This is a genomic window from Nocardia blacklockiae (genome assembly GCF_015477355.1).
GTDB classification, from domain to species: Bacteria; Actinomycetota; Actinomycetes; order Mycobacteriales; family Mycobacteriaceae; genus Nocardia; species Nocardia blacklockiae.
The window spans coordinates 190,463-214,836 of the sequence record NZ_JADLRJ010000006.1 but is presented as its reverse complement, the minus strand read 5'-3'; the positions used below and the strand labels follow the sequence as shown (position 1 = coordinate 214,836).

Below are 24,374 nucleotides of genomic sequence, written 5' to 3'. Positions count from 1 at the left end.
TACTCCCCCGTCCAGTCTCCACCCCTTAAGCTCAACCACGTCCCCAGGTGCCCCCGGGGACCCCGGTGGCCGCCGGTAGCCCAAGCCGCCGACCACCCGCTGTACGCAGTCCGATGGGGCCCGAGGCCGAAAGCCCCGGGCCCCATTCGCGTGCGCCTACAGGCCACCGCCACCGCTCCGTCGGCCCGCGCAGACCTGCTTCGGCGATGCCGCTCACAGTCCAGGATGCCGTACATCGTCATCGCCACCCAGCCGTGCAGCCGGATGCCTGCGCGACCCGGGTTGGATGATCCGTAAAGCACTCTCGAAACGCACCCATGGATTGGCGCTCCCCGGCTCTCGCAGTGATCGAATGATTGCCCGGTGCTACCGCCACAGCACCCGACATGGCGCTAAGCTCGACTACCGGTAGTCGGTCTGCAGGGGGGAGACAAAGCAGATGCCGTTCGAAGTCAGCCCGGACAGTTTGCGGGGAGCCGCGGGTGTGATGGCAGCACTTCCCAACGAGATAGACCAAGCTCCGCCTCTTGGAGCAGGTCCGGAAGCAGAGAAGTTGAACGGGTCTACGGTCGGCGCTGCGCTGAGTCGATCGGATCCACTCAGCCGGCGCGCCAAGGACTTGCTCAAAGCTCGATACAACCAGTTCGCCGGCTTGCTGGCGTTCTCGGCGGACACCTTTCACAACACCGACGTCGATGCTGCCGAGCGGATAGCCGCGGTGGGGGATATCAACGACGCGGGAGCGGGGAAGTGACGCCGTGGCAACTCCGCGGGAAGTACTGAGTTGGGATGTGGCGGGGCTGCAAGGGGCTTGCGTTCGCGCCACCCAGATCGCCGACGCGATCATCAAGGCGTCCAACACGATGTACACCACGATTCACGACGACCTGAAGTGGAAAGGCGAGGCTCGGCAGCTGCCGAGGACAAGGCGGACCGCGAACGAACCCAGATGCGTGCAATCGCCACCGCATACGACGACCTGAGTGCCGCGCTGGGAGGCGCCGCGCGCGACATGGCGCACCCACTGGCGGAGATCCGGACGATCTTTCAGCACTATCAGGACAACTCCGCGGGCAAGAACCGTCCGGTCTTGATCGACCCTGCCGACTCCGGAAGTCAATGGGGTCCGCTGATGAACCTACCGTCCTTCCACGAAGTAGGAGGAGGCAAAGCAATGTTCGAGCCGTTCAAGGCCGACTTCAGCGACCCGAACTGGGAACGGAACAAACCGACCCCTTTGGGCAGCCCAAGCAATCCGCCTACGACGGTGATCGTCCGCTGATGGTGCGGCGCAACGACACCGGCATGATGTCGGACGCGGTGTTCTGGCAGGCGGCCACGGTATCGGTGGCCTTGGCGACCACAGCCGCGGTCCTGTTGTTCGCGCTGGTCGCCGGTGTTGCCGACGGTGTCGCCCCGGCACTCGACCTGTCGCGTCACTGGGTTTACGCAGCCGTGGTCGTCATTTCGGCCGCAGCGGGCGCGTTACTCGCTCGGCGGAGAACACCTCGGGCAGTCGGTGCGGCGATGGGTACCTCGACGGCCGGACTGCTGGTCGCGCTCGTCCGGTTGGCGACGGCATGAGCGGTCTGCCGCCGAAGTACGCACGGCAGGACTGGTTCGGGCCCGAATCGTTCGTCGCCGTTGTCGTCGGCATGGTCTGTGTGGCTCTGCCCTATGCGGGTCTCGTTCCGCGCGAAGCCACTTGGCTCATCTGGGGCCCGCCCCTCGTCGGCATCCTCCTGATCGCCTCGAGCGCCGCCGGGTCCGCATTCGCCGGTAGCCTTCGTCGTGCCGGTGTCGGGTTGGTCTTGGCCTTCGCTGGATTCGTGCTGGCGATTCCGGGTCTTCTACTCGGTATCGCACTCGGAACTTCGTTCACCTGATCGCATGTCGGTCACATTCAGCAGACGGCCCGACTCCGACGCACGACGCTCCTGCCTGGACCGCTACCCCTCGGCCGCCAGCTGCCCGCACGCCGCGGCGATCTCCTGCCCCCGCGTATCCCGCACTGTGCACGGCACGCCCTGGGCTTCCACGCGGCGGACGAACTCGCGTTCGACGGGTTTCGGGGAGGCGTCCCACTTCGAGCCCGGGGTGGGGTTGAGGGGGATCAGGTTGACGTGGACTCGGGGGCCCAGGGCCTTGTGGAGTTTGGCGCCGAGCATGTCGGCTCGCCAGGGGTGGTCGTTGATGTCGCGGATCAGCGCGTATTCGATCGAGATGCGGCGGCCGGTGCTGTCGGCGTAATACTTTGCGGCGTCGAGGACTTCGGCGACGGGCCAGCGGTTGTTGACCGGTACCAAGGTGTCTCGGAGTTCGTCGTCGGGGGTGTGCAGGGAGACGGCGAGGGTGACCGACAGGCCTTCGTCGGCCAGCTTGCGGATGGCGGGGGCCAGACCGACTGTCGACACCACGACGTTGCGCTGCGAGATGCCCAGACCGTCGGGAGCCGGAGAGGTGATGCGGCGGACCGCGTTCACCACGCGCTTGTAGTTGGCCAGCGGCTCGCCCATGCCCATGAAGACGATGTTCGACAATCGGCCCGGCCCGCCCGCGACCTCGCCGTCGCGCAGGGCGGCCGCGGCGGCGCGCACCTGGTCGACGATCTCGGCGGTGGACAGGTTGCGGTTCAGGCCGCCCTGGCCGGTGGCGCAGAACGGGCAGGCCATGCCGCAACCGGCCTGGCTGGAGATGCACAGCGTGTTGCGGTCGGGGTAGCGCATCAGCACCGACTCGAGCAGCGTGCCGTCGCCCGCGCGCCACAGCGTCTTGCGGGTGGTGCCGTCGTCGCACACCACGTGCCGGACCTCGCTCAACAGCGGCGGGAACAAGGCCTCGGCGACCGTGGCGCGCATCGGGGCCGGCAGGTCGGTCATCTGTTCCGGATCGGCTTGCAGGCGGGCGTAGTACTGCCGCGCGATCTGGTCGGCCCGGAACTTCGGCAGGCCCAGTTCCTGGATCGCGCTGCGCCGCTCGTCCGCGTCGAGGTCGGCGAGGTGACGCGGCGGCATGCCCCGGCGCGGGGCATCGAAGACGAGCGGGAGGGAGGTAGCCATAACCCGTCTATTCTTCCATCAGCGCGATCCGAACGGGCAGGTGGGCGCGGAGGCGGTGATCACACGCCGACATCGGCGGCCCGATATGCGTGTAAAGGCCATAGCGAGCGGCAATGATCGGGGTATGAGCACCGACGCCACACCGACCTCGGGAGCGGATCCGCACACCGGAACCGTCCCGCCCGCAACGACACCGCCCGCCGGACAGCGGCCCGCGACCACCGAGCCCCCGGCCCCGACCACGCGACCGCGCAGATCCTCGCTGAAATCCCGCGCCGGCTACACCTGGATCGCGCTCGTCGCGGCGGCCGTGCTGGGCATCGTGCTGCTGACCTTCATCATCCAGAATCTCGACCGGGCGGAGGTCCACCTGTTCTTCTGGACCTTCTCCCTGCCGCTGGGCATCACGATGCTGCTCTCGGTGATCGCCGGGGCGCTGGTGATGGCGCTGGTCGGCGGCTGGCGCATCCTGCAGTTGCGGCGCGCCGCCAAACGATTCTGAGCCGGTCTACAGCAGCGCGGTGAACACCAGCCAGGACACGAACGCCGAGGGCAGCATCGAATCCAGCCGGTCCATGATGCCGCCGTGCCCGGGCAGCAGCGTGCCCATGTCCTTGATGCCCAGTTCCCGCTTGACCTGCGACTCGACCAGGTCGCCGCCGGTGGCGACCAGCACCACCGCGACACCGGCGAGCACGCCGATCATCGAATTCGCCTGCAGCAGCAGGGTGACCGTCAGCAGACCGCCGATGATGCAGAACACCAGCGACCCGGCGAACCCCTCCCACGACTTCTTCGGGCTGATGGCCGGCACCATCGGATGCTTGCCGAACAGCACCCCGGCCACATAGCCGCCGACGTCCGAGCAGACCACCAGGATCATGAACGTCAGCACCCGCAGATTGCCGTTGTCCTGCTGCAGCTGCAGCACCGCGAACGCCGCCAGCAGCGGCACCCACGCCAGCACGAACAGGGTGATCGCGGTGTCGCGCAAGAAGTTTCGCGGCGTGGCCGACAGACCGTGATCGAACAGCCGCCACCCCATGCACACCAGCGCGGTGCACGCGAACGCACCCGTCACGCCGTCGGTGCCGAAGGGCCAGGCCAGCCAGAGAATCGCCTGCCCGCCGAGCAGCAGCGGGATGCGCGGCACCAGCACGTCGGCCTCGCGCAGCCGCTTGGCGACCTCCCAGGTCGCCACCGCGATGGCCACCGCCACCACGCCGACGAGCACCTGCGGGACGAACAGCAGGATCGCGATGAGCGATAGGCCGAGTGCGAAGCCGACACCCAGCGCCGCGGGTAAGTTCCGGCCGGCGCGCGAAGCCTTGCCGTCCGGCTGCGCCGCCGACGGCGTCTCCTGTGCCGGCGTCACACCGGGCGCGTCGCTCGCCGGCATCGCATCGCCGGCGGCGGCTTCTTCGGCCACCATTGTCCCGTCGCTCACTTGTCGTCCACTCCGTCCCCGGCTTCGGCGGGCAAACTTCCGAAGGCCTCAGACCTCGAGCAGTTCCGATTCCTTGTGCTTGACCAGTTCGTCGATCTGCGCGACGTACCGGTGGGTCGTCTTGTCCAGTTCCTTCTCGGCGCGGCCGACCTCGTCCTCGCCCGCCTCGCCGTCCTTCTGGATCCGGCTCAGTTCGTCCATCGCCTTGCGCCGCACGTTGCGGATGCTGATCTTGGCGTCCTCGCCCTTGGACTTGGCCTGCTTGACCAACTCTCGGCGGCGCTCCTCGGTCAGCTGCGGGATCGACACGCGAATGATGTTGCCGTCGTTGGTCGGGTTCACGCCTAGGTCCGAATTGCGGATCGCGGTCTCGATCGCCTGTAGTTGAGCCTGCTCGTAGGGCTTGATGACGACCATGCGCGGCTCCGGCACGGTGATGCTCGACATCTGCGTCACCGGCGTGGGCGCCCCGTAGTAGTCGACGACGATCCTGTTGAACATGCTCGGGTTGGCGCGTCCGGTGCGGATGCCCCCGAGGTCGTCCTTCGCCACCGAGACGGCCTTTTCCATCTTCTCCTCGGCGTCGAAGAGCGCTTCTTCAATCACGACCGTTTCCTCCACAGCGTTCGTCGTATGTCGGTTCCGGGATCAGCAGGCCACGATTCAGGAACGAACCAATGTGCCGATCTTCTCACCGGCCACCGCACGGGCGATATTGCCCTTCGTCAGAAGATTGAACACCAGAATGGGCATCTGGTTGTCCATACAGAGGCTGAATGCGGTGGCATCGGCGACCTTCAGCCCGCGTTCGAGCACTTCCTTGTGCGTGATCTCGGAGAACTGGGTGGCCTCGGGGTTCAGCTTCGGGTCGTCGTCGAACACGCCGTCCACCGCCTTGGCCATCAGGACCACCTCCGCGCCGATCTCCAGCGCGCGCTGGGCGGCGGTGGTGTCGGTGGAGAAGTACGGCATGCCCATGCCGGCGCCGAAGATCACGACCCGGCCCTTCTCCAGGTGCCGCTTGGCCCGCAGCGGCAGATAGGGCTCGGCGACCTGGCCCATCGTGATCGCCGTCTGCACCCGGGTGTCCACGCCCTGCTTCTGCAGGAAGTCTTGCAGCGCAAGGCTGTTCATCACCGTGCCGAGCATGCCCATGTAGTCCGAGCGGGCCCGCTCCATGCCGCGTTCCTCGAGTTCGGCGCCACGGAAGAAGTTCCCGCCGCCGATGACGACCGCCACCTGCACACCGGAGCCGACGACCTCAGCGATCTGCTCGGCGACCGTCTGCACGACATCCGGGTCGAGCCCGACGTTGCCACCGCCGAACATCTCCCCGCCCAGCTTGAGGAGCACTCGGCGATAGCCCTTGCGGGCCGGTTCCGGGTCCGACATCGGTCTCCTTCTCCTCGGCAACCTGGTACACACGCGAAAAGACCATCCGGTGTCGGGAGGTACACGGGACGGTGACGAAAGCTGCGTCCATCCTGCCCTACGACCGCGCCGGAATGCGCACCGACCCACTGATTCGTGACCATCCCGGCGCACTTCGGACAGCGTCCGCCGCGCGCGGCGCACGGATCCGGGCACAGCAGTGCCCCCGTGCGACCGGACCGGTCGGGCGGGGGCACTGTCGCGGTGTTCGGGCGGCTACGCCTGGCCGACCTCGAAGCGGGCGAAGCGGGTGATGGTCACGCCCGCCTCGTCCAGCAGCTGCTTGACGGTCTTTTTGGAGTCGGTGACCGACGGCTGCTCCAGCAGGACGACGTCCTTGTAGAAGCCGTTGACGCGACCCTCGACGATCTTCGGCAGCGCGGCCTCCGGCTTGCCCTCCTCGCGGGCGGTGGCCTCGGCGATGCCGCGCTCCTTCTCCACGATGTCGGCGGGGACCTCGTCGCGGGTGACGTAGCGGGCCTTCAGCGCGGCGACCTGCATGGCGGCCGACCGCGCGGCCTCGGCCGCGGCGTCGCCCTCGCCCTGGTACTCGACCAGCACGCCGACGGCCGGCGGCAGGTCCGAGGAGCGCTTGTGCAGATAGGTCGCGACCGGGCCGTCGAAGGAGACGACGCGGCGCAGCTCCAGCTTCTCGCCGATCTTCGCGGCCAGCTCCTGCACGACCTGGTCGGCGGTCTTGCCGTTGACGTCCAGGGCCTTCAGCGCGTCCAGGTCGGCCGGGCGGGATTTGGCCGCGGCCTCGGCGATGTCGCCGGCGACGTTCTGGAATTCGTCGTTCTTGGCGACGAAGTCGGTCTCCGAGTTGATCTCGAACATGACGCCGTTCGAGGCGATGACCAGGCCCTCGGCGGTGGCGCGCTCGGCACGCTTGCCGACGTCCTTGGCGCCCTTGATGCGCAGGACCTCGACGGCCTTGTCGAAATCGCCGTCGGTCTCCTCGAGGGCCTTCTTGCAGTCCATCATTCCGGAGCCGGTGAGCTCACGGAGCCGCTTGACGTCCGCGGCGGTGTAGTTCGCCATCGTGGCGAGCCTCCTTCAACGGTAAAAGTTCAGGTCTCTGGCAACACCATGCCGACCGCTTCCGAATGGGAAGGGCCGGCACGGTGAACAAACAACGTCGCGATCAGAAGTCGGCCGGGGTCTTGGTGGCCGGCTCCTCCTTCAGCTCCGCCTCGGCGGCCGTCTCGGGGGCAGCCTCCTCGGTGGTCGGAGACGCCTGGGCCAGCAGCTCCTGCTCCCACTCGGCGAGCGGCTCGCCGGCGCCGGCCTCCGGCTTGGCGTCGCCACCGGCGCGCGCGGCACGGGCCTGCACGCCCTCGGCGACGGCGGACGCCACCACCTTGGTCAGCAGGGCGGCCGAGCGGATCGCGTCGTCGTTACCCGGGATCGGGTAGTCGACCAGGTCGGGGTCGCAGTTGGTGTCCAGGATCGCGATGACCGGGATGTTCAGCTTGCGCGCCTCGCCGACGGCGATGTGCTCCTTGTTGGTGTCGACGACCCAGATGGCCGAGGGCACCTTGGCCATGTCGCGGATGCCGCCGAGGGTGCGCTCCAGCTTGTTCTTCTCACGCGTGAGCATGAGGATTTCCTTCTTGGTGCGACCCTCGAAACCGCCGGTCTGCTCCATCGCCTCGAGTTCCTTGAGGCGCTGCAGGCGCTTGTGGACGGTCGAGAAGTTGGTGAGCATGCCGCCCAGCCAGCGCTGGTTCACGTAGGGCATGCCGACGCGGGTGGCCTCCGACGCGATGGACTCCTGCGCCTGCTTCTTGGTGCCGACGAACAGGACGGTGCCACCGTGGGCGACGGTCTCCTTGACGAACTCGTACGCCTTGTCGATGTAGGTCAGCGTCTGCTGCAGGTCGATGATGTAGATGCCGTTGCGGTCGGTGAAGATGAACCGCTTCATCTTCGGGTTCCAACGGCGGGTCTGGTGCCCGAAGTGTGCGCCGCTGTCGAGCAGCTGCTTCATGGTTACGACAGCCATAGCTCTCGCATCTCGCTTTCGTTGCCGGTTGACGCGGGGATCGGCGATCCCCGCCCTGGCGCCCGAGGCCGCCGGACCCGAAATTCTGAGGAAAACTCGGGACCAGCCGGCGACCCTTGCGATGCGGGCGCGCGAAGTCGGTCCACCCTCGGCGAACCGCCCGGCCAGTCTACGCCGACGGGGTGTTCGGTCCTAATCGGTGGTCGGGGGTCGGGTGGTCCCGGCCCGTGGTCGATTCGGTGCGGGCGGGTGTTGAGCGGCGGATGCGTGAGCGGGGCGAGCGGGGATGCGCTTCGGGTTTGGCTGGGGTCTTGTTCACAACCGGGGAGTTGTCCACACTCGCCGGAATTGGGCTTTCGTGGGGGCGAGGTGGGCGGGAGGGTTGGCGCATGCGCTGGATCGTTGTATTCGCCCTGGGCTGGTTGTTGCTGCCGGTCGTGTTGCCTGCGCCGGAGGCCGAGGCGGCTCCGGCGGCGGTTTTCGGGTGGCCGTTGCAGCCGCGGCCGGCGGTGGTGCGGCGGTTCGACAAGCCCGCGCGCGACTGGCTGCCGGGGCATCGCGGGGTCGATCTGGGCGGGGCGGCCGGGCAGGCGGTGCTGGCGGCCGGGGCGGGGGTGGTGGTGTTCGCCGGGGAGGTCGCCGGAAAGCCCGTGGTCTCCGTCGACCATCCCGGTGGGCTGCGCACCACCTACGAACCGGTGCGGGCGGAAATCACCGTGGGGCAACGGGTTTCGCGGGGGACGGCGCTCGGCTCGCTGGAAGAGGGCCACGCCGGGTGTCCAGGTCCGTGCCTGCATTGGGGCGTGCGGCGCGGGCGCGAATACCTGGATCCTCTCGGATTGATTCGCGCCGCGCCACTACGCTTGAAAACCGTTGCGGGACAACGGGTGATGCGCGCCCCTACACTCAGCGACCGGCGGACACCGCGCCCTCGCGTTCGGCGAGTTCGCGCTTCCATTCGCGGAAGGTTTCCTCGGTGCGGCCGCGCCGCCAATAACCGGAGATGGAGGCCCAGGCGGCGGGGACGGCGCGCTCCTTGCGGATGTAGGGGCGCAGGTCGTGCATCACGGCTTGGGCCTCGCCGTGGATGAAGACATGCACCTGGCCGTCGCGCCAGGGTTCGGCGCGGACCGCGGCCGCGAGCGTCTCGCCCGGGGCGGCGTCACCGCGGTGCACCCAGGTCAGCTCCACCCCGGCGGGGCGATCGAACTCGAGTTCGTCTGCGGGACCGGCGATTTCGACGAAAGCCCGGCCTACTGCATCGGGCGCGAGGGCCGCGCAGGCGGTGGCGATGGCGGGCAGCGCGGCCTCGTCACCGGCCAGCAGATGCCAGTCCGCTTCGGGATTCGGCGAATAGGCGCCGCCCGGGCCCATCAGCTCGATCTCGTCGCCGGGCTGTGCGGCGGCGGCCCACGGTCCGGCGACGCCCTCGGCGCCGTGGTAGACGAAGTCGATCGCGATCTCCTCGGCCGCGGGATCGATCGAGCGGACCGTGTAGGTGCGCACGGTCTCGCCGTCGGCACCGGGGAAGACCAATTTGACGTAGGAATCGGTGAAGCCGTTGGGCTGGAAGGTCGCGAATCCCGCTCCGCCGAGATACACCCGGATGAGGTGATCGGTCAGGCGTTCGGTGCGGCGGACCACGAAGCTGTGACGGGGACGAGCCAAGGGAGACACCTCCATAATTAGGATTACCTAAGCGACGGTACCATGCAGTATCACCGATAGCTCGCGATATATCTACGCGAGTTCGCCCTCGTGATCATCTTTGCCCCGCGCGCCGTGGGGAGCAGGATGGCGGTATGTCCGGCCCGTCCCACGCTCCCCTGTTCACCTATGCCGAAACCGGCGCTACGAACGGCGAATTCCCACCTGGATACCACCACTTCCGGCTCCGCCGCCCGATCGGGTCCGGCCGCCCGCTGTTCGAGTCGGCGGCCGCGCAGATCCTGGCGTATCGAATGCAGCACGGCACCGGCATCTTCCATGCGGCGAGCACGCCGACCGCGGAGCCCGGCACCACGCTGACCGTTCGGCTGGGCCCTGGTCCCTTCGGCATCACGGCCCCGTGCCGGGTCGTCTACGTCCTCGACGAGCCGAACCGCCGCGGCTTCGCCTACGGCACGCTGCCGGGCCACCCGGAGATCGGCGAGGAACTCTTCGCCGTGGAGTACGACCCCGCCGACGACACCGTCTACGGCGTGGTCGCGGCGTTCTCCCGCCCCGGCGCCTGGTACACCCGCCTTGGCGGCCCCGTCGTGCGGCTGTTCCAGCGCTATTTCGCCGGGCGGTACATCGACGCCATCCGCCCCCGCTGAATCCCGCCGCGAGTACGCCGCCGCGGCGTCCGGTCAAGCGCGGACGCGCCTAGCTGTGCCCCCTGTCAGCCGCCACGATCTCCTCGTGGCTGCGTCCGACGAAGATCTGCCGAACACTCGGCAGCAAGCACGCCCCGGCCTTGGGTCAGGCGCGGGGGTGGGCCTGGTCGTGGACCTTTTTCAGGCGGTCGATGGAGACGTGGGTGTAGAGCTGGGTGGTGGCCATGCTCGCGTGGCCGAGGAGTTCCTGGACCACACGCAGGTCGGCGCCGCCTTCGAGGAGGTGGGTGGCGGCGGTGTGGCGGAGGCCGTGCGGGCCCATGTCCGGGGCGCCCGGGATGGCCGAAACGACCTCGTGGACAACCGTTCTGGCCTGGCGCTGGTCCAGGCGGCGGCCGCGGCGGCCGAGGAGCAGGGCCCGGCCGGACTCCGCGGTCGCGAAGGCCGCCCGGCCGGAGCGCAACCAAGCCTCCAGCGCCTGGTCGGCGGGGACGCCGAACGGGACGGACCGCTCCTTGTTGCCTTTGCCCAGCACCCGCACCAGGCGACGTTCGCGGTCCACGTCGTCGATGTCCAGGCCGCACAGCTCGCTGACCCGGATCCCGGTCGCGTACAGCATCTCGACGATCAAACGGTCGCGCAGGGCCATCGGCTCATGCTGCGCCGCACCGGATTCCGCGGCTCGCATGGCGGTGCTCGCCTGCTCCCGGCCGAGCACGGCGGGCAGCACCCGATGCGCCTTCGCCGAGCCCAGGCGAGGCCCGGGATCGATGGCCAGCCGCCCGGTATGGGTGAGCCACGCGGTGAAGGTCCGCGCCGCCGACGCCCGGCGTGCCATCGTCGTACGCGCCGCGCCTCCGCTCGCCTGCTCGGCCAGCCAAGACCGCAGCAACGGCAGATCCACCTCTCCCACACCGGAATCCGGCGACCGCGACAGCAGATGCTCGAGCAGCGACCGAGCATCCCCGAGATAAGCGCGCACGGTATGCGCCGACCGGTTCCGCCCCAGCCGCAGATGCCGCCCGTACTCCTCGAGCAGGGCAACCAGATCCTCGGGCAACTCGATCATCCCTCCACCGTCACCCGCAACCGCGCCCACCGCAAGCCCCCGCGCCGCCACCCGCCCGACCACCTCGCCCACCACATGCCCCCGTGCGCAACTGCCCGCCACCGGACCGACCACCTCGTCCACCACAGGCTCCCCCGCGCAACTGCCCGCCGCCACCCGCCCCACCACCTCGTCCGCCACAGGCCCCCGCGCGCAACCGCCCGCCACCGGACCGACCACCTCGTGCACCGCGAGCTACGCGGCCATCACGCAACCACGTAGTCGACCACCCGAGCTCAGCGGTCACGCGCCGCATAGCGCTGTTCCACGACTCGATTCGCCGGTTGATGCGCATTATGCGGTTACACCCGACCGAGGTTCCGCAGCGTGATCAGACAGGCCGGTTTCCCGCGGTGTGAGCAGCACTGCGGACCATCTTCGCGTGCAAGCATATAGAGCGACTCCGCGCTGCCGCGTAGCCGTCCTGTCCGTTTTAGGGCAGGTGGCCACCACCCGTGGCATGTCGATCGGGGCAGTCACACCTCCTCGTTGTGATTCGGCTGGTGGGTTCGGTACCAGCCGGATTCGTCGACGGCGACCAGGCCCGCGAGTTCCAGCGCGGGGAGGACCGCGCGGACGGCGGGGAGGCCGAGGCCGGATTGGCGGCACAGTTCGGCGGGGCTGCGGGAGCCTATGGCTGGGAGGGCGGAGTAGATGAGTGCCAGGTCGCCCTCCAGGGCGTCGGCGGGGTCGGCCGGTGTGCTGCCGGGTAGTGGGAGGCGCAGCGGGCCCATCTCGTCGAGGACTTCCTCGGCGCGGCTCACCAGCAAGGTCTCGCCTTCCCGGATCATTCGGTGGCAACCGACCGAGGACGACGAGGTGATCGGGCCGGGGACGGCCATTGCGGGACGGCCCAGGCGGCGTGCCCATTTCACCGTGTTCCTGGCCCCGCTGCGCAAGCCCGCCTCGACGACGAGGACTCCGTCGGCGAGTGCCGCGATGAGGCGGTTGCGGGCGAGGAAGTGGTGCTTGTGCGCGGTGGTGCCCGGCGGATACTCGCTGATGACCAGTCCGGTGTCGGCGATCTCGGCGAGCAGGCGCTCGTGCTGGGCGGGATACGGGCGGTCCACGCCGCAGGCCAGCACCGCGACGGTGGTACCGCCGACCGCCAGCGCTGCGCGGTGTGCCGTGCCGTCGATGCCGAACGCTGCTCCAGACACGATCGTCCAACCGCCGTAGGCGAGTTCGCCGACGATCTCGGCGGTCGCGTGCTCGCCGTAGCCGGTACTGCACCGCGCGCCCACGACGGCCAGAGCGCGATCGGTCGAATCCAGCAGTGACAGCGGGCCTCTCGCCCACAGCACCAGCGGGATCGCCGCACCCGCGTCCCGCGCCGGGTCGAGCTGGCCCAGCCCGAGCAGACGCCACGCCGGCCACTCCGGATCGTCCGGCGTCACCACCCGACCGCCCAGCCGAGTGACCACCTCCAGATCCCTTTCGGCACGGTCGATTCCGCGCCGCGACTCGGTGGGACCGCGCAACGACTCCGGCAGATCACATTCCCGCACGGCCCGAGCCGCCTCGACGACACCGACCCGCTCGATCAGCGCCGACAACGGCGCGCACGGACCACCGACCACCCGCGACAAGTAGATCCACGCCAGCCGCCGTTCATCAGTGGCGACCGGCATCACTTCGCCGTCACCACACGGGTTCTCACCCGCCAACCCACCCGGATTCCCGACCCGACAGTCGCCACCCCGCGATTCGGCACCATCAAGTGCCACACCTTGACGAACGCCGTCCAATAGATCCGAGCCACCAGTTTCCAGACCTCGTCGGGCCTTGCCCGGCGGGTCCGTCTCGTCGAGGTCTGTGTCCCACTTGCTCACCGCTCCCCCCTTCGTCGGCGCATTCCGTCGAATTTCGTTTCGGCGCATGCCATCGAGTTCGAGACCGCCGCGGTGATCGAGGGCGGCCGCTCCTTCGGCGTCGCCGCGCACCGTGATGGCCAACCGCGCAGGACACCCCGCCGCTAGCGTGCGGCCGCCTACGCGGTCGGTTTCTCGTCTCCGGCGGAGGAGGTGCTCACGACGGCCCCCGCTGGCGGAAGTTCAATGCCTGCAACACATCCTGGGTGTTCGGCACGTCGCCACCGCGCAGGTCGCAGACCGTCCAGGCGACTCGGATGGCGCGGTCCGCCGCTCGTGCCGACATCCGGCCCTGGCGTAGCGCGGTCTCGACCGGGGCCAGGGATTCGCGCGGTAGCCGGAAGCGTTGGCGTAGTACGTGTCCGGGGACTTCGGCGTTGCTGGACCAGCCGTATCCGGCCCACCGCCGCACCGCCGCCTGTCGTGCGACCTCCACCCGGGCGCGCACCGACTCGCTGCTCTCCGCTTCCGTGGCGGCGAACGCCCCCGCGGCTTGGCCGACCATCTGCACCCAGAGATCAATACGGTCCATCAATGGGCCCGACAGTTTGCCCAGGTACCGTCGTCGGGCCAGTGGCGCGCAGATGCAGTCGACGTCGCGCGCGGGCGAACAGGGACACGGGTTGGCGGCGAGGATGAGTTGGAATCGAGCCGGATACCGCGCCACACCGTCCCGGCGGGCGATGCGCACCTCGCCCTCCTCGAGCGGAGTGCGCAGTGACTCCAGCACTTTGGTGCCGATCTCGGCGCACTCGTCCAGGAACAGCACGCCGCGATGCGCGCGGCTGACCGCACCCGGCCGGGCCGACCCGGAGCCGCCGCCGACCATCGCGCTGACCGACGACGAGTGATGCGGCGCGACGAACGGCGGCATCGTGATGAGCGGATGGTCGCCGGAGAGCGTTCCGGCGACCGAGTGGATCGCGGTGACCTCCAGCGACTCCGATTCCGTCAGCGGCGGCAACAGGCTCGGAAGGCGTTGGGCCAGCATGGTTTTGCCGATACCGGGCGGGCCGGTGAGCAGCAGGTGGTGCCCGCCCGCGGCGGCCACCTCCAGCGCCCAGCGGGCCTCGTCCTGGCCCACCACCTCGTTGAGGTCGCCGCCGGTGCGCTGGGTCGGCGGCAGTTGGCCGTCGGGCTCGCACAGCACGCCCTCGCCGCGCAGCCAGTCGATCAACTCGCGCAGTGTCGACGCACCCAGCACGGTGATCCCGTCCACCAACCCGGCCTCGGCCAGCGCGCATTCCGGCACCACCACGGTGGACCGGCCGGCTCCCCGCGCGGCCAGCACCGCCGGGAGGATGCCGCGCACCCGCCGCACCCGCCCGTCGAGGGCGAGTTCGCCCAGTAGCGCCGTCCCGGCGAGGCGCGCGGACGGGATCGCGTCACCCGCGTCGAGCACGGCGGTGGCGAGCGCCAAGTCGTACACGCTGCCGATCTTCGGGAGCGTCGCCGGGGACAACGCCAGAATCACGCGCCCGTCGGGCCATTTCTCACCCGAGTTGACCACCGCGGCGCGCACCCGGTCCCGTGATTCCTGCAGCGTGGTGTCGGGCCGCCCGACCAGGTGCACCGACGGCAGCCCCTGCCCGATATCGGCCTCGATCTCCACCAGCTGCCCGTCGACCCCGGTCACCGCGACCGAGTAGGCCCGCCCGAGCGCCATCAGAACACCGCCCGCAGATGCTCGATGACCGGCTCACGATCGCGCACCACCAGCACCGACACCACGTCGAACCGAATCTGCCGCCACGGCCCGTCCTGCTCGTGCAGCCACAGCAGCGCCAGCCGCCGGATGCGCTGCCGCTTCGTGAACGTCACCGCCTCCGCAGGCACCCCGAACCCCACCCCCGACCTCGTCTTCACCTCGACGAACGCGGTAACTTCCCCCTCCCGCGCAATCAGATCCAGCTCGCCGTAACGACACCGCCAGTTCCGTGCGACGATCTCCATCCCCGCCGCGCGAAGAAACCGCGCCGCCAGCTCTTCCCCGTGTGCGCCGAGCGCCAGATTATGTGACACCCGCCCAGCCTGACCGAACCCCCCACCGCCCCAACCCAACTCACCAGCGCAAACAGAAAACCTGTGGATAACCCCCACCCTGCGGACAACACACCCACACCCGTTGACAACACAAACCCACACCCGACAACGACAACCCGCAACAGACAACCAGGCCCCGCGACCACCACCGATAATCAGCTACCCACCCACCGCCGGGAGACGCACACCAGCCATCCACGGCATGCCCGACCACGCAAGGCACTTCCTCCCCGAAGGCCCCCGAGCGTCGACAACAACAAGCCCGCCCCCGCCCCCACAACTCCGGCCACCCCGCTCACCGCCCACGGCCAAACACCGCACCCCCCAAGGTTTTCGGCGCGTCTCGGTTTTCGGGTGCCGCCGCGCCGCGACGAAGGAGCAAGCGGCGGCACCCGAAAACCGAGACTCAGGCGCCGAAAACCCGCCGCAGCGAAGCGGAGGCCAAAAATACAGCCCGAAACAAAACCCAAACCGCTCTACTCAGGCAGCCTGAGATCCGGCTTCTCCAACTCCTCGATGTTCACATCCTTGAACGTGATAACCCGCACATGCTTCACAAACCGCGCCGGCCGATACATATCCCACACCCACGCATCCGACATGCGCACTTCGAAGTACACCTCGCCGTCGGCGTTCTGCGGCCGCAGTTCGACGGAGTTGGCCAGGTAGAAGCGGCGTTCGGTCTCCACCACATACGAGAACTGCCCGACGATGTCCTTGTACTCGCGGTAGAGCGAGAGCTCCATCTCGGTTTCGTACTTCTCGAGGTCTTCGGCACTCATGCCCGTACCTCGTCAGCGCTGGGCTCCGGCGTGGCCGCCGGGGCGGCTGCGCCGAGGGTTCGCTCGCTACGCTCGCTCATCGGGTGGAACGTCCTCCTTCTCGCCACGAGGCGGTGCTGACCACATCATCTCGCATGGGCGGTGCCGGTAGCCACTCGCCTCGATTCGGGCATGTCCGGCTCGGCGATCGCCGTGTCCGGTTCGATCATTTCCGCCGCCAGCACGGCCTCGGACAGCGCGTCCTCGGCCTCGATCGTCTCGGCCGAGCCGTGCGCTCGCACGTTCCGCCAGGATCGCCGGTGTTCGCTGCTGGGGCCGAGTTCGCGCAGCGCGGCCAGGTGTTCGGGGGTGTTGTATCCCTTGTGCGCGGCGAAACCGTAGCCGGGCAGCCGCTTGTCCATGTCGACCATGAGGTGGTCGCGGGTCACCTTGGCCAGGATGCTGGCGGCCGCGATGCAGGCGGCGGCCGCGTCCCCGCCGATCACCGGCAGCGACGGCACGGTGATGCCGGGCACGCGGAAGCCGTCGGTGAGCACGTACCCGGGTTCGACGCCCAGTCCGGCCACCGCGCGGCGCATCCCTTCGATATTCGCGACGTGGATGCCGATGGCGTCGATCTCCCACGCCGGGATCACCACCACCTGCCAGGCCAGCGCGCGTCGCTTGATGATCGGGAACAGCCGCTCGCGGGTCGCCTCGGTGAGCTTCTTGGAGTCGTCGAGGTCGGCCAGCGAGTCGTACGCCTTGGGCGCCAGCAGGCACGAGGCCACCACGAGCGGCCCCGCGCAACATCCGCGCCCGGCCTCGTCGACGCCCGCGACCGGACCGAGTCCGCTGCGGATCAGGGCCGCCTCCAGCGTGCGCAGGCCGCCGGCCTTGCGCATCACCACCCGCGGCGGCCAGTCGCCGCTGCGGACGGCGAGGGGACGAATCGCTGTGCCGCCCTTACCCTTGCGGACGGCGCGCTGCTGATTCCGCGCCACTACACCCACCATTCGATTATGTCTGCCGCCCGAGCGACACTCAGCTCTGGGGATCCTGCGACTTGATCGGGCCGATGCGATTCGGCGGCCAGATCTTGAACACCGCCTTGCCCCGGATGTCGTCGACGGGCACGGTGCCGGAGTACTCGTCGTCGACGTGGGCGCGCGAGTCGGCGGATTCGTTGCGGTTGTCGCCCATCACCCAGACGTTGCCGTCGGGGACCTTGATCGGGCCGAATTCCCGGCCGCGCGGGTTGATGGACAGGCCGCCGGCGGTCTTCACGGCGTAGGGCAGGCCCTGCTGGTACGGGAAGTTGTAGTGGGCGTACGGCTCGTCGAGCGGTTTGCCGTCGACCAGCACGCGGCCCTCGGCATCGCAGCACTGCACCGTCTGCCCGCCGGTCGCGATCACCCGCTTGACCAGGTCGTTCTCATCCGGCGGGACGAGCCCGAAGAAGGAGAAGAAGTTCTGCACGCCGCGGACGACGACGTTGCCGGAGCGGTTGGACCGGTAGGCCTTGTTCCAGGAGTTGCTCGGCCCCACGAACACGACGACGTCGCCGGGCTTCGGATCGCCGAAGTCGTAGCTGAGTTTCTCGACGTAGATCCGGTCGCCGGTGCAGCCCGAGCAGCCGTGCAGGGTCGGTTCCATCGACTGCGACGGGATCACGTACGGGCGGCCGATGAAGGTCACCACAAGGGCGGCGATCACGGCGGCGATCACGATCAGGATCGGCAGCTCCTGCCAGAACGGGCGCTGCTTCTTCTGCTTGTTCGACCGCGCCCGGCGCTGCCTCGGCGCAGTCGCCCCCGCGCGTTCGTCATCCGCTCCGGTCACCCGCGCCGAGTCGATTTCGTCTGCCACGCCGAACAGCGTAGCCCGGCCGCCCGGACGGACGCGCGCTGCCGCCCCGGGGCCGAGAAAGGAAAAACCCCCGGCCGACCGGCCGGGGGTTTCGCGAGCAGAGTGGTTGCCTCAGCGCTTTTCCTTGATCTTGGCGGCCTTGCCGCGCAGATCGCGCAGGTAGTACAGCTTGGCCCGGCGGACATCACCGCGGGTCACGACATCGATGTGGTCGATGTTCGGGCTGTGCACCGGGAAGGTGCGCTCGACGCCGACACCGAAGGAGACCTTGCGGACCGTGAAGGTCTCGCGGATGCCGCCACCCTGGCGCCGGATGACCGCGCCCTTGAAGACCTGGATGCGCTCCTTGTTGCCTTCGATGACCTTCACGTGCACGTTGACGGTGTCGCCCGGCCGGAAGTCGGGGACATCGGTGCGCAGCGACTTTTCGTCGACGAAGTCGAGGGTGTTCATTTCCGTCCTTTGGAAGTTCGCGTGAACAGAGGAACCTGGCGGCTGGTGCTCTACCGGTTCGTGCTCCGGATTATGGGCGGTGCCCGGGCATACTCGCCCAGGGCAACCCGGCCATTGTGCCAGACCGCGCGACCGGACGGTTAATCGGGTTGCCGACCCGGCCACCTGCCGGTATGCGGCGTTCAGTCGGCCGCCTTGCGGCCGACGCGCAGCGGGTGCGGCGGCGCGGGCGCGGGGACCACGCGGCGGGCCAGCTCCTCCTCGGTCGCGCGCCGCACGTGTGCGACGTCGGGGCTGCCCGCGATCAGGTCCTGCACGAAGATCTTGGCCCGGATCACCGGCCGCCGGTAGCGGCGCTCCCGCCGGATCGCCCGCTGCATCAGTTTCGGCCGGCCAGCGTAGCGCCAGCGGGCCCACGGCGCACCGGGGCGGCTCAGCCGCAGCGCGCCGACGACCAGCAGCGGCAGGAAGAACATGCCGAACAGGCCGGTCCAGATCTTGCCCTTCGAGATGACGATGGCCGCGAGGGCGAGATTGCCGACGGCGAACAGCGCCAGCAGGATTCGGCCCAGCTCGCTGCCGTCGTAGCGGATGTCGTTGACCTCCAGCAGCCACAGCGGATGGAAGCCGAGCAGCAGCAGCCCCGTCACCGCGAGGGCGACGAACACGGCGTCGACCGAGGTGCGGCCCTGCTCCTCCCAGTAGACGTCGCGCAGGTAGTAGATGAGCGCGAACTCGTCGAGCACCAGGGCCGCGCCGACACCGAAGGCGGCGGCCAGCGCGCTGACCGCGCCGACACCGCTGCCGTACGACGCCACCAGCCCGATGCCCGACAGCAGCACCAGCACCACGCCGAACACCATGTGGTGGATGTGCACGTCGCCGGCCCGCAGGTTGCCGGGCCACCAGCGCACCTGTTTGCGAATCAGCCGGACGCTCAACCGGATCAGCAGGAAGCCGACGATGAAGCCGAGCAGGAAGCACAGCAGCGGCAGGCGTCCCTGCGCCATGACGGAGTCGTCCAGCCACCGTCGTATTGCTGCCATGTCCTCATCGCTCCGACCCGTGGATGTGCGATCGCCGCGGGCGCGCGGAACCGTTGCCCGGCGCCCGCCCCGCCCAGCCACATTGTGCAGGAAATTCGTGACACCCAGCCGAACCGCGGGCGACACACCGCACAACCCGCCAGGTCGGCGAGTTCGACCGACCGCACAATCCGCCGGGTCCGCGAGTTCGCCACGATCGCGCAACCCGCCGAGTCGGCGAGTTCGCCCGCGCGAAGCTTGCCGCGCGGGTGCGCGTCGGCGAGACCGCCGGTCGGCTACTTGCCGAAGCCGGCTCGGCGTAGGGCGTCGGCCATGGCGCCGTTGCTGGGGGCGGGGGCGTTGCGGCGCTGCTGGTTTCGGTTCTGGTTGCCCCGGTTCTGGTTGCCGCCGCGGTTCTGGTTGCCGCGCCCCTGGCCTTGGCCCTGGTGCTGCGGGCGCTGGCCGCCGCGCTGGCCCTGGCTGCCCTTCTCGGGCTTGCCGGGCTCGTCGTCCAGACGGAGGGTGAGGCCGATGCGCTGGCGGGCCACGTCGACCTCGAGCACCTTGACCTTCACCACGTCGCCGGACTTGACGACCTCGCGCGGGTCGCGGACGAAGTTGTGCGACATGGCCGACACGTGGACCAGGCCGTCCTGGTGCACACCGACGTCGACGAAGGCGCCGAACGCGGCCACATTGGTGACCACCCCCTCGAGCACCATGCCGGGCCGCAGGTCGGCGACCTTCTCGACACCGGCGGCGAATTCGGCGGTCTTGAACTCCGGGCGCGGGTCGCGGCCCGGCTTCTCCAGCTCGGAGATGATGTCGGTGACGGTCGGGACACCGAACTTCTCGTCGGTGAAGTCGGCGGGCCGCAGCGTCTTCAGCACGCCGCTGTTGCCGATGATCTCGAGCACGCCGCGGCCGGTGCTGTCGAGAATGCGCCGCACCACCGGGTATGCCTCGGGGTGGACCGCCGAGTTGTCGAGCGGGTCGTCGCCCTCGCGGATGCGCAGGAAGCCCGCGCACTGCTCGAAGGCCTTCGGGCCCAGTCGCGGCACCTCGCGCAGCGCGGACCGGTTGCGGAAGGGGCCGTTCTGATCACGGTGCGCCACAATGGATTCCGCGACCGAGGAGGACACGCCCGACACCCGCGACAGCAGCGGCACCGAGGCGGTGTTGACGTCGACGCCGACCGCGTTCACCGCGTCCTCGACCACGGCGCCCAGCGAGCGGGCCAGCAGCGTCTCGGAGACGTCGTGCTGGTACTGGCCGACGCCGATCGACTTGGGATCGATCTTCACCAGTTCGGCCAGCGGGTCCTGCAGGCGGCGGGCGATGGAAACCGCGCCGCGCAGCGAGACGTCCAGGTCGGGGAGTTCCTGGGAGGCGTAGGCGGAGGCCGAGTACACCGAGGCGCCGGCCTCGGATACCACGATCTTGGTGGGCTTGTTCTCGGGGATGCGCGAGATGAGTTCGGCGGCCAGGGCGTCGGTTTCGCGGGAGGCGGTGCCGTTGCCGATCGCGATCAGCTCGACGCCGAAGCGGGCGACCAGCGCGCCGAGCACGGCCAGCGACTTCTCGGTCTGGCCCTGCGGCTTGTGCGGGTAGATGGTCTCGGTGGCCACCACCTTGCCGGTGCCGTCGACGACCGCCACCTTGACGCCCGTGCGGTAGCCCGGGTCCAGGCCCATGGTGGTGCGGGTGCCGGCGGGCGCGGCGAGCAGCAGGTCGCGCAGGTTGGCGGCGAAGACGTCCACCGCGTCCTTCTCGGCGGACTGGCGCAGCCGCATGCGGATGTCGATGCCGAGGCTCACCTGCAGCTTGGTGCGCCACGCCCAGCGCACGGTGTCCAGCAGCCAGGTGTCGGCGGGGCGGCCGCGGTCGGCGATGTCGAATTTCAGGGCGATGCGGCCCTCGAAGATCGAGCGCTCGCCCTCCTCGGGCTCCTCGGCGTCGGGCTCGAGGTGCAGGGTGAGCACCTCTTCCTTCTCGCCGCGCAGCAGCGCCAGGATGCGGTGCGAGGGCAGCTTGGTGAACGGCTCGGCGAATTCGAAGTAGTCGGCGAATTTGGCACCGGCCTCCTCCTTGCCGGGGCGGACCCGCGAGGTGACCTGGCCGCGCTCCCACATCAGCTCGCGCAGCTCGCCGACGAGGTCGGCATCTTCGGCGAAGCGCTCCACCAGGATCGCGCGGGCGCCGTCGAGCTGTTCGGCGCTGTACTGCGCCGGGTCGGTGGTGGGGTCGCTCAGCAAGGCGTCGGCCACCGGCTCGTGCCCGGCCTCGCGGGCGATCTGGGCCTTGGTGCGCCGCTTCGGCTTGTAGGGCAGGTAGATGTCCTCGAGGCGGGCCTTGGTCTCGGCCAGCATGAGCTGCTGCTCGAGCGCGGCGTCCAATTTGCCCTGTCCGCGAATGGATTCCAGAATCGACGCCCGGCGCTCGTCCAGCTCGCGCAGGTAGTGCAGGCGCTCCTCGAGCTGGCGCAGCTGCGCGTCGTCGAGCCCGCCGGTGACCTCCTTGCGGTACCGGGCGATGAACGGCACGGTGGAGCCGCCGTCGAGCAGGTCCACCGCGGCGCGCACCTGCTCGTCGCGCACGCTCAGCTCGTCGGCGATGCGGCGGCTGACGGTGCCTAGGCGCACGGTCCCGACGACCGGCGGATCGGCCGGGACGGAACCGGCGGCGGCGCTGCTGACGGGTTCGGCGGCGGATTCTGGGGCTGTCGTCACGCCCGCAGACACTACCGTCGCCCTCCGACAGCAAGCCACAGCCCCGCGCCGGAAGTGCCGCAGCCGCACCCGCTTCCGCGCTCCCGCACCCCTCTCAACAGCCGGAACGCCGAAGGCGCGACATATCGGACGCGCCGGGAGAATCCCGCGCGCTGACCGGCGAGCCGCTCAGTCCGGGGGCAGCAGATCCGGGCGGCGGGCGCGGGTGCGGGCCAGGGACTGCTCGCGGCGCCACGCCTCGATCCGGGCGTGGTTGCCCGACAGCAGGATCTCCGGGACGTCGAGGCCGCGCCAGCTGACCGGGCGGGTGTAGCTGGGGCCCTCGAGCAGGCCGTCGGAGAACGAATCCTGTTGGTGCGACTGCTGATTGCCGAGCACGCCCGGAATGAGGCGCACCACGGCCTCGGCCATCACGAGCACGGCGGCCTCACCGCCGATCAGCACGTAGTCGCCGATACTGACCTCCTCGACGCGCACCCGGCGGGCGGCGTCGTCGAAGACGCGCTGGTCGATGCCTTCGTAGCGACCGCAGGCGAAGACCAGGTGCCGCTCACCGGACCAGCGTTCCGCGGTGGCCTGGGTGAACGGCACACCGGCGGGCGTGGGCACGACCAGGACGGCGTCGTCGGGGCACACCTCGTCCAGGGCGTCGCCCCACACCGTGGGTTTCATGACCATGCCGGGGCCGCCGCCGTACGGCGCGTCGTCCACCGCCTGGTGGACGTCGTGGGTCCAGCGGCGCAGGTTGTGCACACCGAGTTCGACGATGCCCTTGTCGATCGCCTTGCCCAGCAACGCCGTTCGCAACGGCTCCAGATATTCGGGAAAGATGGTGACGACATCCATGCGCAGCGCGGCGCCGGCAGTCATTCCTCACTCCTTGTCGAGCAGACCCTCGGGCGGATCGATGACGATCACGCCCTCGGCGACCGACACGGTGGGCACGATGGCGGTCACGAACGGCACCAGGATCTCGCGCTCGTCGTCGGCGGCCCGCACCGAAAGGAGTTCTCCCGCAGCGGAATGCAGCACCTCGGCCACCGTGCCGACGACGGTCCCGTCTCCGAGCCGCACGGTCAGGCCCTCGAGTTCGTGATCGTAGAACTCGTCCGGGTCCGCCGACGGGGGCAGGTCCGCGGTGTCGATGAGGAACAGCATGCCGCGCAGCGCGTCCGCGGCCGAGCGGTCGGCGATGCCGTCCAGACGCAGCAGCAGCCGGCCCGAGTGCTCCCGGGCCGACTCCACTGTGTACTCCCGCGTCTCCCGCGCCCGCGGCAGCCGCCCGCGCAGGACGGCGCCCGGCGCGAACCTCGACTCGGGTTCGTCGGTACGCACCTCGACCACGAGTTCGCCGCGCACGCCGTGCGACTTGGCGACCCGCCCGACGACGAGTTCCATCTACTGGTCGGTGTCGACCACGTCGACCCGGATGCCCCGGCCGCCGATACCGGCGACGAGGGTGCGCAGCGCGGTGGCGGTGCGCCCGCCGCGCCCGATCACCTTGCCCAGATCCTCCGGGTGCACGTGCACCTCGACGGTGCGGCCGCGCCGGCTGGTGATCAGCTCGACGCGGACGTCGTCGGGATTGGCGACGATGCCGCGCACCAGGTGCTCGACGGCATCGGCGACGACGGCGCTCATGCCTCGGCGGCCTCGGACTCGGCCTCGTCGGCCTTCTTGGCGGCCTTCTTCTTCGGGGTCACGGCCTCGGCGACGGGCTCGCTGTCGGCGGCGGCCAGCGCGGCGTTGAACAGGTCCAGCTTGCTGGGCTTGGCCTGCTTGGTCTTCAGCGTGCCCTCGGCACCCGGCAGGCCCTTGAACTTCTGCCAGTCACCGGTGATCTCGAGGAGGCGCTTGACCGGCTCGGTCGGCTGCGCGCCGACGCCCAGCCAGTACTGCACGCGCTCGGAGTCGACCTCGATCAGCGAGGGCTCCTCCTTGGGGTGGTACTTGCCGACGCTCTCGATGGAGCGACCGTCCCGGCGGGTGCGCGCGTCCGCGACGACGATGCGGTACTGCGGGTTGCGGATCTTCCCGAGCCGGGTGAGCTTGATCTTGACAGCCATGGCTGTTGCCTTTCGGATGGTGGCCGCCCGCGGGCAGCCGGTTGGTCACGGCGCAATTCAGCGACCCGCACGAGGCGAGCCCGGTTTTGCGTAGAGTGTGTGACCGCCGCGCGGTACGTAACCGGAGACGGGCTGACACTGTCCCGATATCGGCGCCTCCGGCGTGAGCCGAGGTCACCGACAAGGACG

The 24,374-nt window shown here is 69.4% G+C and carries 27 protein-coding genes and 1 pseudogene; 7 read left to right on the top strand and 21 right to left on the bottom strand.

Translation table 11 applies throughout. The features are described 5' to 3' along the window. Nucleotides 1–439 precede the first annotated feature (439 nt). The 4 genes from IU476_RS20400 (at nt 440) to IU476_RS20385 (ending at nt 1,886) form a co-directional block, all read left to right on the top strand. Entirely contained in the window at nt 440–754 is a 315-nt protein-coding gene (locus IU476_RS20400; RefSeq protein ID WP_195102365.1) for a hypothetical protein, read from the top strand. A 195-nt stretch (nt 755–949) separates the two neighbouring features. Further along, nucleotides 950–1,282, top strand: coding sequence for a hypothetical protein (locus IU476_RS20395; protein WP_228823972.1), 333 nt, complete (start codon nt 950–952; stop codon nt 1,280–1,282). After that, nucleotides 1,282–1,584, top strand: coding sequence for a hypothetical protein (locus IU476_RS20390; RefSeq protein ID WP_195102364.1), 303 nt, complete (start codon nt 1,282–1,284; stop codon nt 1,582–1,584). The genes IU476_RS20395 and IU476_RS20390 overlap by 1 nt, the downstream gene beginning before the upstream one ends. Then, nucleotides 1,581–1,886 (top strand): hypothetical protein, encoded by a 306-nt coding sequence (locus IU476_RS20385; protein ID WP_195102363.1) that lies wholly within the window; start codon nt 1,581–1,583, stop codon nt 1,884–1,886. Before IU476_RS20390 ends, IU476_RS20385 begins: the two co-directional genes overlap by 4 nt. Before the next feature lie 63 nt (nt 1,887–1,949). Here IU476_RS20385 and rlmN read toward each other — a convergent pair whose 3' ends face one another. Beyond that, nucleotides 1,950–3,059, bottom strand: coding sequence for a dual-specificity RNA methyltransferase RlmN (rlmN, locus tag IU476_RS20380; RefSeq protein ID WP_195102361.1), 1,110 nt, complete (start codon nt 3,057–3,059; stop codon nt 1,950–1,952). A gap of 124 nt (nt 3,060–3,183) precedes the next feature. Between rlmN and IU476_RS20375 the strand changes: the two genes are divergently transcribed. Continuing rightward, entirely contained in the window at nt 3,184–3,561 is a 378-nt protein-coding gene (locus IU476_RS20375) for a LapA family protein (RefSeq protein WP_195102360.1), read from the top strand. Nucleotides 3,562–3,567: 6 nt separating this feature from the next. Here IU476_RS20375 and IU476_RS20370 read toward each other — a convergent pair whose 3' ends face one another. From IU476_RS20370 to rpsB, 5 genes are all read right to left on the bottom strand, one after another. After that, on the bottom strand, nt 3,568–4,491 hold the full coding sequence (locus tag IU476_RS20370; RefSeq protein WP_228824029.1) for a phosphatidate cytidylyltransferase: 924 nt from the start codon (nt 4,489–4,491) through the stop codon (nt 3,568–3,570). A 63-nt stretch (nt 4,492–4,554) separates the two neighbouring features. Next, nucleotides 4,555–5,112 (bottom strand): ribosome recycling factor, encoded by a 558-nt coding sequence (frr, locus tag IU476_RS20365; RefSeq protein ID WP_195102359.1) that lies wholly within the window; start codon nt 5,110–5,112, stop codon nt 4,555–4,557. A 57-nt stretch (nt 5,113–5,169) separates the two neighbouring features. Further along, a complete protein-coding gene (pyrH, locus tag IU476_RS20360) occupies nt 5,170–5,898 on the bottom strand; it encodes a UMP kinase (RefSeq protein WP_195102358.1) in 729 nt (242 codons plus the stop codon). Between the two features lie 255 nt (nt 5,899–6,153). Further along, a complete protein-coding gene (gene tsf / locus IU476_RS20355; protein ID WP_195102357.1) occupies nt 6,154–6,978 on the bottom strand; it encodes a translation elongation factor Ts in 825 nt (274 codons plus the stop codon). Between the two features lie 103 nt (nt 6,979–7,081). Then, on the bottom strand, nt 7,082–7,942 hold the full coding sequence (gene rpsB / locus IU476_RS20350) for a 30S ribosomal protein S2 (protein WP_195102356.1): 861 nt from the start codon (nt 7,940–7,942) through the stop codon (nt 7,082–7,084). Between the two features lie 389 nt (nt 7,943–8,331). On the opposite strand from rpsB, the pseudogene IU476_RS36255 reads away from it, so the two are divergent. Continuing rightward, nucleotides 8,332–8,823 (top strand): annotated as a pseudogene (locus IU476_RS36255) (M23 family metallopeptidase); the annotation flags it as partial. A 25-nt stretch (nt 8,824–8,848) separates the two neighbouring features. On the opposite strand, the gene IU476_RS20345 reads toward IU476_RS36255, so the two are convergent. After that, complete coding sequence (locus tag IU476_RS20345; RefSeq protein WP_195102355.1) at nt 8,849–9,610, bottom strand: siderophore-interacting protein; 762 nt, start codon at nt 9,608–9,610, stop codon at nt 8,849–8,851. A 134-nt stretch (nt 9,611–9,744) separates the two neighbouring features. Here IU476_RS20345 and IU476_RS20340 point away from each other — a divergent pair, with 134 nt between their 5' ends. After that, a complete protein-coding gene (locus IU476_RS20340; protein WP_195102353.1) occupies nt 9,745–10,260 on the top strand; it encodes a DUF1990 domain-containing protein in 516 nt (171 codons plus the stop codon). A gap of 145 nt (nt 10,261–10,405) precedes the next feature. Here the strand turns inward: IU476_RS20340 and IU476_RS20335 are convergent, their stop codons facing one another. From IU476_RS20335 to rpsP, 14 genes are all read right to left on the bottom strand, one after another. Then, nucleotides 10,406–11,329, bottom strand: a complete 924-nt coding sequence (locus IU476_RS20335) for a tyrosine recombinase XerC (protein WP_195102697.1) — start codon at nt 11,327–11,329, stop codon at nt 10,406–10,408. A 515-nt stretch (nt 11,330–11,844) separates the two neighbouring features. After that, entirely contained in the window at nt 11,845–12,999 is a 1,155-nt protein-coding gene (gene dprA / locus IU476_RS20330; protein ID WP_195102352.1) for a DNA-processing protein DprA, read from the bottom strand. 397 nt (nt 13,000–13,396) lie between these two features. Continuing rightward, complete coding sequence (locus IU476_RS20325) at nt 13,397–14,905, bottom strand: YifB family Mg chelatase-like AAA ATPase (RefSeq protein ID WP_195102351.1); 1,509 nt, start codon at nt 14,903–14,905, stop codon at nt 13,397–13,399. Then, complete coding sequence (locus IU476_RS20320) at nt 14,905–15,261, bottom strand: YraN family protein (protein WP_195102350.1); 357 nt, start codon at nt 15,259–15,261, stop codon at nt 14,905–14,907. The genes IU476_RS20325 and IU476_RS20320 overlap by 1 nt, the downstream gene beginning before the upstream one ends. 497 nt (nt 15,262–15,758) lie before the next feature. Further along, complete coding sequence (locus IU476_RS20315) at nt 15,759–16,064, bottom strand: DUF2469 domain-containing protein (RefSeq protein ID WP_011210678.1); 306 nt, start codon at nt 16,062–16,064, stop codon at nt 15,759–15,761. Between the two features lie 125 nt (nt 16,065–16,189). Continuing rightward, complete coding sequence (locus IU476_RS20310; RefSeq protein WP_228824027.1) at nt 16,190–16,948, bottom strand: ribonuclease HII; 759 nt, start codon at nt 16,946–16,948, stop codon at nt 16,190–16,192. A 139-nt stretch (nt 16,949–17,087) separates the two neighbouring features. After that, on the bottom strand, nt 17,088–17,912 hold the full coding sequence (lepB, locus tag IU476_RS20305; RefSeq protein ID WP_195102348.1) for a signal peptidase I: 825 nt from the start codon (nt 17,910–17,912) through the stop codon (nt 17,088–17,090). Nucleotides 17,913–18,023: 111 nt separating this feature from the next. Continuing rightward, on the bottom strand, nt 18,024–18,365 hold the full coding sequence (rplS, locus tag IU476_RS20300) for a 50S ribosomal protein L19 (RefSeq protein ID WP_187687659.1): 342 nt from the start codon (nt 18,363–18,365) through the stop codon (nt 18,024–18,026). Between the two features lie 182 nt (nt 18,366–18,547). Then, a complete protein-coding gene (locus IU476_RS20295; RefSeq protein ID WP_195102347.1) occupies nt 18,548–19,411 on the bottom strand; it encodes a hypothetical protein in 864 nt (287 codons plus the stop codon). Nucleotides 19,412–19,686: 275 nt separating this feature from the next. Further along, the gene (locus IU476_RS20290) at nt 19,687–22,032 is read right to left on the bottom strand and encodes a Tex family protein (RefSeq protein ID WP_324194172.1); all 2,346 of its coding nucleotides are present in this window, start codon (nt 22,030–22,032) and stop codon (nt 19,687–19,689) included. A 255-nt stretch (nt 22,033–22,287) separates the two neighbouring features. Then, complete coding sequence (gene trmD / locus IU476_RS20285) at nt 22,288–22,971, bottom strand: tRNA (guanosine(37)-N1)-methyltransferase TrmD (protein WP_195102695.1); 684 nt, start codon at nt 22,969–22,971, stop codon at nt 22,288–22,290. Between the two features lie 21 nt (nt 22,972–22,992). Continuing rightward, complete coding sequence (gene rimM, locus IU476_RS20280; protein ID WP_195102344.1) at nt 22,993–23,517, bottom strand: ribosome maturation factor RimM; 525 nt, start codon at nt 23,515–23,517, stop codon at nt 22,993–22,995. Beyond that, nucleotides 23,518–23,760, bottom strand: coding sequence for an RNA-binding protein (locus tag IU476_RS20275; RefSeq protein WP_187687654.1), 243 nt, complete (start codon nt 23,758–23,760; stop codon nt 23,518–23,520). After that, complete coding sequence (gene rpsP, locus IU476_RS20270; RefSeq protein ID WP_195102343.1) at nt 23,757–24,185, bottom strand: 30S ribosomal protein S16; 429 nt, start codon at nt 24,183–24,185, stop codon at nt 23,757–23,759. The genes IU476_RS20275 and rpsP overlap by 4 nt, the downstream gene beginning before the upstream one ends. Nucleotides 24,186–24,374 lie beyond the last annotated feature (189 nt).

Bases quoted from the DNA above. Each gene is read 5' to 3' on its own strand.
- IU476_RS20400 (WP_195102365.1), top strand. From the start codon at position 440: ATGCCGTTCGAAGTCAGCCCGGACAGTTTGCGGGGAGCCGCGGGTGTG.
- IU476_RS20395 (WP_228823972.1), top strand. From the start codon at position 950: ATGCGTGCAATCGCCACCGCATACGACGACCTGAGTGCCGCGCTGGGA.
- IU476_RS20390 (WP_195102364.1), top strand. From the start codon at position 1,282: ATGGTGCGGCGCAACGACACCGGCATGATGTCGGACGCGGTGTTCTGG.
- IU476_RS20385 (WP_195102363.1), top strand. From the start codon at position 1,581: ATGAGCGGTCTGCCGCCGAAGTACGCACGGCAGGACTGGTTCGGGCCC.
- rlmN (WP_195102361.1), bottom strand. From the start codon at position 3,059: ATGGCTACCTCCCTCCCGCTCGTCTTCGATGCCCCGCGCCGGGGCATG.
- IU476_RS20375 (WP_195102360.1), top strand. From the start codon at position 3,184: ATGAGCACCGACGCCACACCGACCTCGGGAGCGGATCCGCACACCGGA.
- IU476_RS20370 (WP_228824029.1), bottom strand. From the start codon at position 4,491: ATGGTGGCCGAAGAAGCCGCCGCCGGCGATGCGATGCCGGCGAGCGAC.
- pyrH (WP_195102358.1), bottom strand. From the start codon at position 5,898: ATGTCGGACCCGGAACCGGCCCGCAAGGGCTATCGCCGAGTGCTCCTC.
- tsf (WP_195102357.1), bottom strand. From the start codon at position 6,978: ATGGCGAACTACACCGCCGCGGACGTCAAGCGGCTCCGTGAGCTCACC.
- rpsB (WP_195102356.1), bottom strand. From the start codon at position 7,942: ATGGCTGTCGTAACCATGAAGCAGCTGCTCGACAGCGGCGCACACTTC.
- IU476_RS20340 (WP_195102353.1), top strand. From the start codon at position 9,745: ATGTCCGGCCCGTCCCACGCTCCCCTGTTCACCTATGCCGAAACCGGC.
- IU476_RS20335 (WP_195102697.1), bottom strand. From the start codon at position 11,329: ATGATCGAGTTGCCCGAGGATCTGGTTGCCCTGCTCGAGGAGTACGGG.
- dprA (WP_195102352.1), bottom strand. From the start codon at position 12,999: ATGCCGGTCGCCACTGATGAACGGCGGCTGGCGTGGATCTACTTGTCG.
- IU476_RS20325 (WP_195102351.1), bottom strand. From the start codon at position 14,905: ATGGCGCTCGGGCGGGCCTACTCGGTCGCGGTGACCGGGGTCGACGGG.
- IU476_RS20315 (WP_011210678.1), bottom strand. From the start codon at position 16,064: ATGAGTGCCGAAGACCTCGAGAAGTACGAAACCGAGATGGAGCTCTCG.
- IU476_RS20310 (WP_228824027.1), bottom strand. From the start codon at position 16,948: ATGCGCAAGGCCGGCGGCCTGCGCACGCTGGAGGCGGCCCTGATCCGC.
- rplS (WP_187687659.1), bottom strand. From the start codon at position 18,365: ATGAACACCCTCGACTTCGTCGACGAAAAGTCGCTGCGCACCGATGTC.
- IU476_RS20295 (WP_195102347.1), bottom strand. From the start codon at position 19,411: ATGGCAGCAATACGACGGTGGCTGGACGACTCCGTCATGGCGCAGGGA.
- rimM (WP_195102344.1), bottom strand. From the start codon at position 23,517: ATGGAACTCGTCGTCGGGCGGGTCGCCAAGTCGCACGGCGTGCGCGGC.
- IU476_RS20275 (WP_187687654.1), bottom strand. From the start codon at position 23,760: ATGAGCGCCGTCGTCGCCGATGCCGTCGAGCACCTGGTGCGCGGCATC.
- rpsP (WP_195102343.1), bottom strand. From the start codon at position 24,185: ATGGCTGTCAAGATCAAGCTCACCCGGCTCGGGAAGATCCGCAACCCG.